The sequence below is a fragment of the Acinetobacter sp. ANC_7503 genome, from assembly GCF_056780035.1.
This window is the reverse complement of the sequence record NZ_JBWYJA010000009.1, coordinates 94802-108097: the sequence shown is the minus strand read 5'-3', so window position 1 is coordinate 108097 and position 13296 is coordinate 94802. Positions and strand designations below refer to the sequence as shown.

The window sequence follows — 13296 nt, the reverse complement described above, 5'->3', positions numbered from 1 at the left end:
GAGGTCATCCTATGATTTCATGGCTCTTTATTGCGTTGGTTACCACGATTTTATTCACACCCGGACCAACCAATACTTTACTTGCATCTTCAGGCATACAGGTAGGTATTAAAAAGTCATTTCGCTTAATACCCGCGGAAGCATTAGGTTATCTTATTGCCATCACTGCATGGGGATTTTTAATTGGTCGTGTCACCACTCATTTGCCAATTTTGCCAGTGATATTAAAATTATTTAGTTCATTCTATATTATCTATCTGGCCATCAAATTATGGCGCACTGCCAACGTAGAACATCAGTTGAATCAGCCCACCATCAAGGCTTCTGAATTATTCTGTGCAACTTTACTCAATCCTAAAGCTTTGCTTTTTGCCTCGGCTATTTTCCCTGCAATTGTTTGGGTGAGTGTAGATTATTATATTGCGCACATGTTGATGTTTATTTTATTGATCCTACCCATCGCTTTTATTTGGACACTCATTGGGTCGCTGTTAGCCAATAATAAAATTAAATGGTTAAACCAGTCCAATATGCAAAAAACAGCATCCTTAGTCCTGATGAGTTTCTCAATTCCAATGAGTTATTCGGCATTGTTAAGTCTTTAAGATGATTCACCGTAGCAGACTGAATAGGAATACAAATCGTGGGTTATTTCCATTGACGGGGTTTTCAGTTAAAGTACAGCGCAGTAATTGAATATGTATTCTGGGAATAAATAAATGGCAATTAAGTCTGATCGTTGGATTCGCGAAATGAGCGAAAAACACGGCATGATTGAACCGTATGCAGAAAACCAAGTTCGTCTAGACGAAAATGGTCAAAAACTCATTTCATATGGCGTTTCAAGCTATGGTTATGATGTTCGTTGTGCGCGTGAGTTCAAAGTGTTCACAAACGTTCACTCTGCTATTGTTGACCCAAAAAATTTCGATGATAAAAGTTTTATCGATATCGAAGCTGACGTGTGTATTATTCCACCTAACTCATTTGCGCTTGCTCGTACAGTAGAATACTTCCGTATCCCACGTAATGTCTTGACGGTGTGTTTAGGTAAATCAACCTATGCACGTTGCGGTATTATTGTAAACGTGACGCCACTTGAGCCAGAGTGGGAAGGTCATGTGACCTTGGAATTTTCAAATACAACCAATTTACCTGCACGTATTTATGCTGGTGAAGGTGTTGCTCAAATGTTGTTCTTTGAGTCTGATGAAGTGTGTGAAACATCTTATAAAGATCGTGGTGGAAAATACCAAGGTCAAACAGGTGTAACTTTACCTAAAACCTAAGTATTGAATTGTAAGACTTCATGCAAAAAGCAAACTCAATGAGTTTGCTTTTTTTATAAGTGTCTGAAAAATTGAGTTTATTCATTTATCGGAAAAAATGCCAACCCAATCTCAATTTTTTGCAAATTCTACTTCATTTATATACTATAAACTGTGATGTAATCTTAATATTAAAAGAGAAGCATGGAATTCTTCTCTGAACAATTAAAAATATAAATATGGTGCAAGGCATCGTATACGGGAAGGTCGAGATGGCACTTAATTATACGAACATATTTAATCAGACTTTACTTGCAAGTTTAATGACGCTTACTACGGTTTCGGTCTATGCATTGCAGCCTCTTTCGGATGAAAATTTAAGTGCGACGACTGGTGAGGGTGTCGCCATGATTCCTCAAGATGCTTATTTTGTTTTTCAAGGGGAAAATTCAACTGCGGCAGATTTAATGAATCGCCAAAAAGATACTGGATATATTCATCTCATTCCAGTGGGTCCTTTAACAGATGCGGCATTGGATACCAATAAGAATGGAACAGTAGGGTCAGAAGATCATTCCGTGGGTAAGGCTGATTTGTTCGTGTATGGTCTCGCATTATCTAAATCTGATAATAATCACAATACGCGCTTAGCTGCGACAGATAAAGATGCACGTATAGGATCATGGGGAACAGCAACCAATCCATGGCTACTTCGAGTCGGTACTGAAAATCAGGTTCCAAATTTTGATTTAAATAAAACATGTATAAGTAATGATCCTAGCTGTCAGGTTCCATTCTTGACGCTTGAAGCTCCATTAATGGACACAGTTCGTCCTACGGATGCAGCCAATGGTCTTGATGCTTACAGATTGAAGATGGCCATGTGGGCGGATGCTTTTGTGCTTGATCCATCTCGTAAAGAAGGGGATCCACTACTTTACCAATTGGGTGAAAAAGCAGGAACGAGTAATGCGGATCGTGCTAATCGACTTCGTTTACAGGCCATTTGGAATAATTTTTCCATTAATGGAAGTAATATAAAAATCTTTCAAACTTTAAATGGTGCAAGTAACCAAGCAGGCATGAGTGCATTTTATAACAACACCTTGGGTGTTGCTGGACTTGTGCGTTTGAACTCAGGTGATGGTCAAAATCTGACGACGGGGAATAAAACAGCCAATATTCTTAGACTGAGTACGCGTGAAACATCAGACACTCCTAATTTACAAACCCCTGCCATCAACAATACTCTGGCACCAGTATTTGATGCCAATGAGGGTATCTTTATTCATAATTTGAATGCCAATATCGTATTGGGTTCACTCTATCAGCCTTTGATTCTAGGCTCTGATGGTAAAAACTTTAGTTTGGAACTCACGCGTATTCCAAATAAACCTGAAATTTATAAAAAAATATACACAGATTATAGCAATCCAAACTCGACAGAATATGCGGGCTCAACCTGTAACTTTTATAAATGTGGTAACAATGGTTTGAATGGCTATCAAGGGACGAATGCAACACATAGCAGTATCACTATTGGAAGTACTTCTTATAACGCTGCGAATAATACTTTAAGTGCTTATAAAGGATCAGATGCAGTAGGTATAAGTTTTGGTGCAGTCAATCCAATTCCCCAAACGCCTAATGCCGCATTGCCAGCATCAAATTTTAAAAATATGGGTTCTGCGGTCGTTGATGGTGTTCTTATTCAGCATATGAAAATCACCACAAAAGGATTATAGGAGAGCATTCATGAAAAATTCATTAGTCGCTGTCCTATTCATTGTTATAGCATCAATGACTTATGCTCTTGAGCCCATGTCAGATGAAGCTTTAAAAAATGTTGAAGGACAAGCTGGAGCTGATCTCTCATTAAAACTTTCTTTAAACCAAAAGTTAGTGACTGAGAATAATGTTCAACGTTATGTGTTTGATGATGCACTGTGTAAGGATGTGGAATATTGTCGTCTCGCACTTGCTGTCAATAATCGCTATATCAAAGATGGTCAAGCAAGTAGTACGGATGGTTTTAAATTATGGCTTGTTTTTAAAGGGATTCAGGGCACTCTAAATATTCAAAAGATTGGCTTGGATGGTGTAGATCTCAGCTATAAAAATGATTCTGGTACTGATCAGCTTAAAGCAGCGATGCAACTGAGCTTTGATGCATCTAAGCCAATTCAAATTCGTAATTTTGGTTTTGATGCTTTGGCTTTTGGTCAGGATAAATTTACCAGTAATGCCACCACTGAGGGTGTAGGAACAAGTCCTGCTGACTATGGTTACCTGCAAGTGACACGTTATGATTCATCTAATGCTCCTCGTTCTGCATATGACCATGGGCGAGAAACTGGTTTTATGGGTTTAAAAATGAATGGTAATTTAGCTGTTCAGGGTAAAGTCATGATGTTTGGTTGTGACGGCAGTCACCAGCGTTGTTGAAATTAAACATGCATAAGGAAATGTGATGAACAATAAAAAATATAATCACAGCTCATTGTTGGTTATGAATGCATTAAGCCTGAGTATCTTGCTTGCAAGTGGTCATGCCATGGCTTTAGAAGTGATGCATGATGAAGCTTTGCGAAATGTAAATGGTCAAGATGGTGTGCATATCTCGACAACATTGACTGAAGCCAACATGGATCAGGTCTATTGGCAAGATCAAGCTGGTCGTAGCAGTAGTGGAGCAACCAATAATACATTGCAGGCAACAGCAGATAATGTCTCTATTCGAAAAAGTAATGTCTCTAATCAAACATTAGGGGCAGATATTAAAATTAATGCTGGAAGCAATGCGAACCAAGCAGGTTTAGACTTCAATGCCAGTGTGACACCTGCTTTAGTGACTATGAATAATCTCAGAATTTGTGATAACGAGAGTTCAAGCCGTTGTAGTTTTTCAATGGGTCAATTGGCTTTACAAACTACTTCGAATACTGATTTATCACTTAGAACGATTCACGGATTATTCAGCAAAGAGAATCTTAGCGAAATCGCACTAGGGATTAAAAATGCCAATATCTATTTAGGGCAGACTGACGCACGAAACCAACTCAACCAACTTGTTTTAAACAACTTCAATTTCAACTTCAAAGCACGTGGTGCCATGTTTGTGGATGAAGTTGAGGGATTGAGAATGCAGTCGAATACACGTACAGGGTCGACAGATAATGTTGCCGGTATGAGTAGTACGCCTAATGATAATTTGGGTTATGTGGATTTAAACCGTGTTGCAAATTCGGCTTCAAAAAAAGCAGGATTTATTAACACAGGAACCTATGGCAATGGTAAGTCAGGTGCTGAGGGTGAAACAACAAACTCAGGTCTAAATATTGAAGTAATGTTGAATAAGAACGTGAGTTCAAATGACCCATATGCTTTAAATAGCAATACGAATAATCCTCAAGGAGCTAAAGGTCTCATACGTGTAGGTGCCAGCGGGCGAATGGTCAATTCATCGTTGCAATTTCGTGGTACAAAAGGCAATGAAAGTGTTCTAGGAAATGCCAATAGTCCAACGGCTTCATCTAGTAATAGTGTAATTGGTGATTCTGGAATCGGATTCCGTATGAAAGCTGACTTTACCAAAGACAATGATTCAATGCTCGGAAGTGATGGACAAGCAACGACTTTAGAAATTGGTGGGGCAGGTCTAAATGCATACGGTTTTGAGTTTAGTAACTTAACAGGGTTAAGACCAAATACTCGAGCATCTTTTGACAGCGGTAATGTGTATCTCAATTTAGCCGATACAAAAACACTGCGCTTACCTGAAAACGAAGTGTTCCAAAAAAGTCGTTTTGGTAATGGAAGTTATTTAACCTTAGCAACTGATTATCAGCACCAAATTCATAATGCAGTAACAGGTGATAATCCATACAGCTTGATTGCTGCGATTCGTGGTGCTGAATTTCAGTCTATTTCCCGCCGTGGACGTTTTACCAATAGTGCAGGAACACCAGCAGCTAACTTGTTTGCGAATACAAATGTTAAAAATGAGTGGGGTTTGGCACTGCCTTTTTATAATCTGAATGCCAATCTTGCTCTATATGGAACATCAGTTCGTGCAGATCAAGCTTTTTATTACACTTTAGCAGGCTCCGATGTTGTTAAAAACATGATTGCTACAACGGGTAATACCTCAAGAATTGGTTTGTCTTTTGCAATGAGTACCTCTGGGGTAGACCGAGCTAATGGTCAAGCGCTAGGTAATAAAACCACGTCAATTTTAGTGGTTGATGGAGGTAAGGTAGGCAGTGGAGATACGGCAACACCAACAGATTACTATATGGGTTTACGTAATATTGATCTGTACGCGAAGGGTACAGGAAATATGGGCGTAGAAAATGGTAGTGTAAATGTCAGCTTGCGCGATATGTTGATTGTTCTATCAACAGAAGTTGCTGCGGGATATCTGCCAGGTACCATTTATAAAACCTGTAAATTAAATAGTGGAGCAGCAGGATGTGCTACGCGAAGTTCATCACCAGACAACAATTTTGCTTTAGCTGATGATGTGATGTTTGTGGTGAAATCACGTCTTGGTGGTGATGTTGATTTTTCTTTAATTCCAAATAATGCTGCTGAAGATGGTCAGAACTTAACTTTTGTAGGTGAATTAGAGCTGAAAGGTGACAATAACACCTTCCAAATTACCGATCCTCATAATGGTTCAACACTTGGTTTAGACCGTTTGACAGGTAAAATTGCATTTAATAATGCATTGGTTGTTAGTAAAGATCAAAATGGTGCGGGACAATTAGGTGTGAATGCTGCCTTGATGTTCAATCCTCAAAAGACAACTTCGGGTGTTTTTAGAGCAAGAGACATCAACTTCTATCCTCCAACTGTAGGTGCTGGCGCTCGTTTAGGCGAATTGGCTATTACTGGCGGTCGCTTGAATAGTGAATTGCGCATTACACCTCGAAATTAATAAGTAAATATGGAAAGTTGAGGGATAGACTCATGAATATGATAAAAACAAAACGATTCAGTTTGCTTATTTTGACCACTGCGGTGGGATTCCCGTGTTTTGCTATGCAACCATTAGATGATCAGTCTCTTTCATCTACTACTGGTCAAGATGGGATCAGCATTGGTATTGGAATGGATAAGATCCAGTTCACACAGGCTGCGATCATTGATCAAGACGGAATTAAAGATCCAATATTAGGAAAAAATTATTCACAAGCTGCTGGCTTAGTGGTCGCAGGTCCAACTGGTAATCCAATTCAGGTTCAATTTTTAGGTCATACCCCTGGTTCGTCTACAATCAATGCAAAAATTGATACAGACGGAGGCAATGGCACGCCATATGCCAATATAGGTATCACTTTTGCGGAGCAAATTACTGGGTTTAAATTGAGTCCATTCGCACTCTATATCACCAGCAGTAATCAGGTGTCTAGTACTACGCAAACTAAATCGATTTATAATGATCTGAAGCAATTGGTGCCTGGCGTCGCTAAAATTTTAGAAATAGGCAGTACTGATCGAAACTTTGAAATTACATTAAATCAATCCCAACGTCCTCAAATCAATGTTCAATTAGGCAATGTGCCACAAGGCTACATGGTCCAGTTTGGAGGCGCAATTCAATCAATCTGTGGCACAGGCTCAGGCTGTCCTATTGCATTTGTATCTGGTAATTCTTCTGCAAAATTCGATTTTCAGGCTAAAGCTACTGATCAAAACAATGGCTTTTCATTATCTGGTTTCCATGCAGGTGTTGCACCTTTAGGTATCTACATCGGAAATACAGGACAATCTAGTAAAATGAATGTTGGTCTCAACAATGTGATGTTGGGACGTGAGGGGGCGAGTAGTCCGACGGTCTTTAATGGTTTAGAGAATGGCTCAATGGGGAGCTTTGGGGCTATTGGTACATCTGTGAAAGATTTGAAAGTGAATATCAACGGTCTATAAAAAATCCCGCGAATAGCGGGATTTTTTATGCTCAAATTATTGGGCGATTTTAGCGAGTATTTCTTCTTTACTCAGGTTGCTTGATTCAGTATCAGAACGACCTTTGTACTCAAAAGTACCAGCATCTAAACCTTTTTCACCGATAACAATACGGTGCGGAATACCTGTAATTTCGATATCGGAGAATTTAACGCCTGGTCGTTCTTCACGGTCATCTAAAAGCACGTCATAACCAGCAGCTTGAAGTTCTGTATAAAGTGCTTCAGCAGCCTCTACAGTACGAGGTGATTTATGAGCATTCATCGGAACGATTGCGACATGGAAAGGTGCAATAGCAGCAGGCCAAATAATTCCTTTTTCATCGTAATTTTGTTCAATGGCAGCCGCGACGACGCGAGTCACCCCAATTCCATAACAACCCATTGTTACAGTGAATGGTTTACCATCCTTACCTAATACTTTGCAGCCCAGAGCTTCAGAGTATTTTTGACCTAATTGGAAAATATGACCAACTTCAATACCACGTTTAATTTGAAGTACACCTTTACCATCTGGAGATGGATCACCCTCAACAACATTGCGAAGATCATAAACTTCAGTGAATTGAGCATCACGCTCCCAGTTCACACCCGTCGCATGTTTGTTTGCTTCGTTTGCACCTGCAACAAAATCAGACAAAACTGATGCTGCTCGGTCAACGATGACATTAATCCCTTTTTCGACTAAACCTTGAGGACCAACAAAACCAGCGGTTAAGCCTAAAGCACTCAGTTGTTCTTCAGTTGCAAATGCAAGTGGTGATGCAATCAGCGGATGTTTCTCAGCTTTGATTTCGTTTAGCTCATGGTCACCACGAAGGAACAGTGCCACGACAGGCGCAGTTTTACCTTCTTCAGCGACTCCTTGTACCAACAAAGCTTTGACAGACTGTTTTGCATCAGTACCTAAGAAAGCAGATACATCAGCTATAGTCTTTTGATTTGGAGTTTCAACAATTTTTAATTCTTGAGTTGGTGCAGCACGTTCACCTACAAGAATCGCTTCAGCCATTTCAATATTGGCTGCATAATCTGATTCAGTTGAGAATGCAATATCGTCTTCACCGCTTGATGCCAATACATGGAATTCATGCGAACCTGAACCGCCAATTGAACCTGTATCCGCCTGAACTGGACGGAAGTCTAAACCTAAACGAGTAAAAATACGGCAATAGGCATCGTACATCGTGTCGTAAGTTTCTTGTAATGAAGCTTGATCTGCATGGAATGAGTAAGCATCTTTCATCACGAATTCACGAGAGCGCATAACGCCAAAACGAGGACGAACTTCATCACGGAATTTAGTTTGTACTTGGTAGAAATTAGCGGGTAATTGTTTATAACTTTTGAGTTCGTTACGCGCTAAATCAGTAATGACTTCTTCATGTGTAGGGCCGAGAACAAACGGGTTGTTGTGACGGTCATTAAAGCGTAAAAGTTCTGGACCATATTGCACATAGCGACCAGATTCTTCCCATAAACTTGCCGGTTGGGTCACAGGCATCAATACTTGTAGTGAACCAGCACGGTCCATTTCTTCGCGAACAATCGCTTCGACTTTATTTAACACACGTACGCCCATTGGCAACCAAGAATATAATCCTGAAGCCAATTTACGAATCATACCCGCACGAAGCATCAGCTGATGAGAGATTACTTCAGCATCACTTGGGGTTTCTCTTAACGTTGCAAATAAAAAGCGACTCGCGCGCATGGAATTTGTCCTAATAATGAGCGTTAAAGCATAAGATTATACGATAAAAAATGAGGTGAGCATTTTGAATGACACCTCATGACAATTCTCTACATTATGACATGAATTTTCGTGTTTGACGTACCATAAAATTCTTAAAGTCATCTAAGTAGGTAAAGATAACGGGAACGACAACTAAGGTCAGCAGGGTAGAGGTAATGACGCCCCCAATGACAGCATGCGCCATCGGAGCACTTTGTTCACCTCCTTCACCCAAGCCTAATGCCAATGGCACCATACCCATGACCATCGCACTTGTGGTCATCAGAATGGGTCTCAGTCGAGTTTTACCTGCAGCAATAATGGCATCAAAACGTGTCTCACCGCGATCAATAGCTTTCTTAATAAAGTCAATGAGGAGAATCGCATTCTTGGTTACTAATCCCATTAACATGATGATGCCAATAATGGAAAATAAATTCATTGTTGAGTTAAATAAGAATAATGCAAGGAATACCCCGACCAATGACAATGGTAATGAGGCCATGATCGCCGCAGGATGAATAAAACTATTGAATTGAGAGCCTAAAACAATATAGATAAATACAATAGAAAGTGTAACAGCTGTAACAGCGTACCCAATCGATTCTTCCATATCTGCGTTTGCACCTTGTGTTTCAAAACCATAGCCGGCAGGCATCTCGAAGTTATCTTGCAATGCTTTAATATCTCGACCAATATCACCTGCAGGTCGACCTGAAGTATTGGCTTCAACCATGACTTCACGTGCTAAATCACGACGGTTGATTTGAGATGCACCATAACTTTCTTGTGTGCTTGTTACGCTTGAGAGCGGAACCAAGATCGGTTGATTATTCACATCCACTTTTTGCGATTTTAAATATAAATTATTGATGTCACTTGGAAGCGTACGTTGATCTTCAGAGAGGCGCAAATTGACATCATAGGTTTCACCTTTTTCGTCTTTCCACGTCGTTACATCATCACCAGCAAGGAGAGGGCGGATAACATTGGCAATTTGGCTGACTGATAATCCTAAATCGTTTGCCAGTACACGATTTACATGCACTTCAAGGGTAGGTTTAGGCTCCTTGAGCGAGCTTTCTAAATCCACGACACCATCAATTTTTGCCATTTCCACCATGAAGCGATCAGAAATTTTTTGTAATTCATCTAGCTCAGGTCCTTTAATGGAAATCATGACAGGCTTTTGACCACCAGACACAGTTTCATCCGCTGAAGCTATAGAGGTGAGGGTAATACCCGCCACGGTTTGTAGTCGATCACGAAACTCATTGGTTAAATCAGTCAGTGTCTGAGAGCGCTCTTGGCGAGGACTTAAACTGACTCGGATGCTTACGTGGTTTTTCCCGCGATCAGTCACCCCATTAATAACGCCGTACGTTCCTTTAACCTCTGGATGCTGTCGAATAATAGATTCAACTTGTTTTAACTTTGCCTGAGAGTATTCGAGTGAAGCATCTACGGGCGTTTCAAATTTGATCCGAATTTCACCTTTATCTGGAACAGGTACAAACTCTGTTCCCACCATTTTTGATAGCGCGAGCGCGCCAAACAGTGAAGCAACAGCAACGACAATTGTTAGAAAGCGGAATCTTAGAGCCAGTTTTAGCAGCTTCTCGTACACTTCATTTAATGAATCAAGTTTATTTGAGATCCCATTGAAGAAGCGTTTCAATGCGCTCGGTTTTTTATTTGGATGATGACGTTCAGCCCAGTGAGCTGAGAGCATTGGATCGAGCGTAAAACTGACAAACATTGAGATTAGTACGGCGGTACTCACTGTCACGCCAAATTGGTAGAAGAAACGACCGATAATACCGCCCATGAATGCAACTGGTAAGAACACCGCAACAATAGTCAAAGTGGTTGCGAGAACTGCCAGCCCAATTTCTTTGGTTCCATCTAAAGCAGCAGTCACATGATCTTTCCCCATATCAGCATGGCGGACAATGTTTTCACGTACCACAATTGCATCATCAATAAGAAGACCAATACTTAAAGACAGGGCAAGAAGAGTCATCATATTGATGGTAAAACCAAAAGCCCAAATGAACGTTAATGTACCAAGTAAGGCGATTGGCAGGGTAAGGCCTGTAATAATCGTCGATCTAAATGAACCTAAAAACAGTAGAACGATGACAACCGCAAGTACACCACCTTCAATAATTGTACGGGCAACATCACCAATACTTGCTCGTATGCCTCGAGATGTATCGACAACTACTTTCAATGTTGTCCCTTTCGGGAGTTGTTGTTCTATACGGTTTAGTGTTTTATAAGCCGCATCTACAACATCAATTACATTTGAATCAGAGCTTCTGAGAATATCCAACGCGACAGCATTTTGACCGTTAATGAAGGCACTCGACTCGAGTTCAGCTTGGCTGTCGTAAATTTCAGCTACTTGTTTTAAGTAGATTGGCGTGCCATTTTTACTCGCGACGATGAGATCCCCAAAGGATTGGGGATGAATTACTCTTGATTTAATTTCAACGACCAGCTCTGAATTTGACTGTTTGAGTGTGCCCCCAGGGACTTCAATGTTTTCGCCTTTTAGTGTGTTAATGACTTGATCAACGCCAACACCAAGACTTTGTAATTTTTGTGGATTAACTTCAATACGAATTTGACGCTGCGAGTCACCTAGCAGGTTAACTGTACCTACCCCACGAACAGTTCTCAATTGAGGAACAATTTTTTGATCTAAATAAGAGCTGAGCTCTCGGAGTGACATATTCTCAGACTCAAATACCACCGACATGATGGCACCTGCGGAAGGGTCATAGCGCTCAACAATAGGATCAGTAATTTCATCACGAAATTCAGCTGTCACTGGCGCAATTTTGTCTCGAATATCTTGAGCTGCAACGGTTGAAGGAACATCCAAATTAAACTCAGTGATAATTGTAGAGAGTCCTTCACTCGACTGCGATATCACTTGTTTAACACCTGAGATCGTATTGATCTGATCTTCCATCTTTTTGGTAATTTCAGATTCAACAGTTTCAGGAGAAGCACCTGGGTAAGTGGTATACACGACCACAAATGGGAAATCGACATCAGGGAATTCTTCAACTCCCATTCGTTGCCATGATGATAAGCCCAATACCATCAGGCATAGCATCATCATGATCGTAAAGACAGGATATTTCACACTGATTCGAGTTAACCACATAGTTCAGATCCTGTCTTACTTTGAAGCAATTGAGACTGTTTTATTTAAGTCATCATTATTAAACTTAATTCTACTGATGTAATCCGTTGGCTGAAGACCACTGATCATTGCAATATTCTCGTTGGGTTGTCGATCCAGAATTCGAATATTGGCTTTCTGAATTTTCTGATCACGGATGATCCACAGATAAGGTTTGCCATCTGCATCTTGAATAGTATCAAGCGGAACTTTTTGCCCCTGAATTTGTTTGTCATCTAAAATGAAACCTTCGACAAAAGCACCAATACTCAGTGAATTGATTGATTCATTTGGTTGAGCAAAAAACTCAACCTGACGACTGATTTGATCGGCCATTGGGGAAATGCGTGTTAACTTGGCAGTATAATTTTGGGTAGTCCCTTGAATTTTATATTCAATGTTGTTTCCAATGTTGAGCGCATGTTGAGATTCGACAGGGAGTTTTGCTTGAATCTCTAATTTTTGTGGATCTACGATTTCAAATAGTGTTTGACCCATTGAAACGGTTTGACCAGGTTCAACTTGACGTTTGGTAATCACGCCAGAAATGGGGCTACGAATTAATCCATCAGCATCGGCTTTCAGTGCGATATCCACATTTGCTTGCTGAGCTCGTACAGTTTCGAGTTGAGCTTTATGCTCAACTTGACTTTGTTCATATTCAACCTTAGAAACAAATCCTTGATCATAAAGTCGTTTTTTTCGAGTGACCATATTTGCAGCTTGTTGTGCCTGCGCTTGTGCAGAAGCAAGATTAGCGCGAGCTTGTGCGAGTCGGGCTGCATTATCTTGATTATTTAAACGTACCAAGACTTGTCCTTTAATCACCCTTTCACCGACTTGTACAGAGACTTGACTAGCAGTGGCAGTCACTTGCGCTTGAATTGTACTTTGATTCACAGCGCGTATGGTGCCTGTGAAAGCAAATTTCAGATTTGAGACCCCATTTTCAACTTTGACTAAGTCCTGTTGTATTAATTCAATTTTTTGAGGGGTAGATGAGGTTGGCTGTACACTTTCGTCATTTTTTTGACAAGCGGCTAAAAGACAACTCGTACACAGCGTTCCTAATACGAGATATTTCTTAAACTGACTGCTGTGTCGAGTCGCATTCGGCATGTGATAATT

Annotated in this window: 8 protein-coding genes and 1 pseudogene; 6 read left to right on the top strand and 3 right to left on the bottom strand. The window is 40.4% G+C overall.

The window, feature by feature from the left end; translation table 11 throughout:
* Positions 1 to 11: 11 nt before the first annotated feature.
* The 6 genes and pseudogenes from AC1M9M_RS10860 (at position 12) to AC1M9M_RS10835 (ending at position 7199) form a co-directional block, all read left to right on the top strand.
* Complete coding sequence (locus AC1M9M_RS10860) at positions 12 to 605, top strand: LysE family translocator (protein WP_035269555.1); 594 nt, start codon at positions 12 to 14, stop codon at positions 603 to 605.
* Positions 606 to 719: 114 nt separating this feature from the next.
* Complete coding sequence (gene dcd / locus AC1M9M_RS10855) at positions 720 to 1289, top strand: dCTP deaminase (protein ID WP_004694514.1); 570 nt, start codon at positions 720 to 722, stop codon at positions 1287 to 1289.
* 218 nt (positions 1290 to 1507) lie between these two features.
* Positions 1508 to 2917, top strand: a pseudogene (locus AC1M9M_RS10850) (hypothetical protein); the annotation flags it as partial.
* 106 nt (positions 2918 to 3023) lie between these two features.
* Positions 3024 to 3713 carry a hypothetical protein gene (locus tag AC1M9M_RS10845; RefSeq protein WP_481591613.1) on the top strand — a complete coding sequence of 230 codons (690 nt, stop codon included), beginning with the start codon at positions 3024 to 3026 and terminating at the stop codon, positions 3711 to 3713.
* A gap of 25 nt (positions 3714 to 3738) precedes the next feature.
* On the top strand, positions 3739 to 6207 hold the full coding sequence (locus AC1M9M_RS10840; RefSeq protein ID WP_481596327.1) for a DUF6160 family protein: 2469 nt from the start codon (positions 3739 to 3741) through the stop codon (positions 6205 to 6207).
* 32 nt (positions 6208 to 6239) lie between these two features.
* On the top strand, positions 6240 to 7199 hold the full coding sequence (locus AC1M9M_RS10835) for a DUF6160 family protein (protein ID WP_481596326.1): 960 nt from the start codon (positions 6240 to 6242) through the stop codon (positions 7197 to 7199).
* 36 nt (positions 7200 to 7235) lie between these two features.
* Here the strand turns inward: AC1M9M_RS10835 and AC1M9M_RS10830 are convergent, their stop codons facing one another.
* The 3 genes from AC1M9M_RS10830 to AC1M9M_RS10820 form a co-directional block, all read right to left on the bottom strand.
* Positions 7236 to 8951: a proline--tRNA ligase gene (locus AC1M9M_RS10830; RefSeq protein ID WP_481596325.1), complete on the bottom strand. Its 1716-nt coding sequence runs from the start codon at positions 8949 to 8951 to the stop codon at positions 7236 to 7238.
* A gap of 94 nt (positions 8952 to 9045) precedes the next feature.
* Positions 9046 to 12150, bottom strand: coding sequence for an efflux RND transporter permease subunit (locus tag AC1M9M_RS10825; protein ID WP_481596324.1), 3105 nt, complete (start codon positions 12148 to 12150; stop codon positions 9046 to 9048).
* A gap of 15 nt (positions 12151 to 12165) precedes the next feature.
* Positions 12166 to 13287: an efflux RND transporter periplasmic adaptor subunit gene (locus AC1M9M_RS10820; protein WP_481596323.1), complete on the bottom strand. Its 1122-nt coding sequence runs from the start codon at positions 13285 to 13287 to the stop codon at positions 12166 to 12168.
* Positions 13288 to 13296 lie beyond the last annotated feature (9 nt).

Bases quoted from the DNA above. Each gene is read 5' to 3' on its own strand.
- AC1M9M_RS10860 (WP_035269555.1), top strand. From the start codon at position 12: ATGATTTCATGGCTCTTTATTGCGTTGGTTACCACGATTTTATTCACA.
- dcd (WP_004694514.1), top strand. From the start codon at position 720: ATGGCAATTAAGTCTGATCGTTGGATTCGCGAAATGAGCGAAAAACAC.
- AC1M9M_RS10845 (WP_481591613.1), top strand. From the start codon at position 3,024: ATGAAAAATTCATTAGTCGCTGTCCTATTCATTGTTATAGCATCAATG.
- AC1M9M_RS10840 (WP_481596327.1), top strand. From the start codon at position 3,739: ATGAACAATAAAAAATATAATCACAGCTCATTGTTGGTTATGAATGCA.
- AC1M9M_RS10835 (WP_481596326.1), top strand. From the start codon at position 6,240: ATGAATATGATAAAAACAAAACGATTCAGTTTGCTTATTTTGACCACT.
- AC1M9M_RS10830 (WP_481596325.1), bottom strand. From the start codon at position 8,951: ATGCGCGCGAGTCGCTTTTTATTTGCAACGTTAAGAGAAACCCCAAGT.
- AC1M9M_RS10825 (WP_481596324.1), bottom strand. From the start codon at position 12,150: ATGTGGTTAACTCGAATCAGTGTGAAATATCCTGTCTTTACGATCATG.
- AC1M9M_RS10820 (WP_481596323.1), bottom strand. From the start codon at position 13,287: ATGCCGAATGCGACTCGACACAGCAGTCAGTTTAAGAAATATCTCGTA.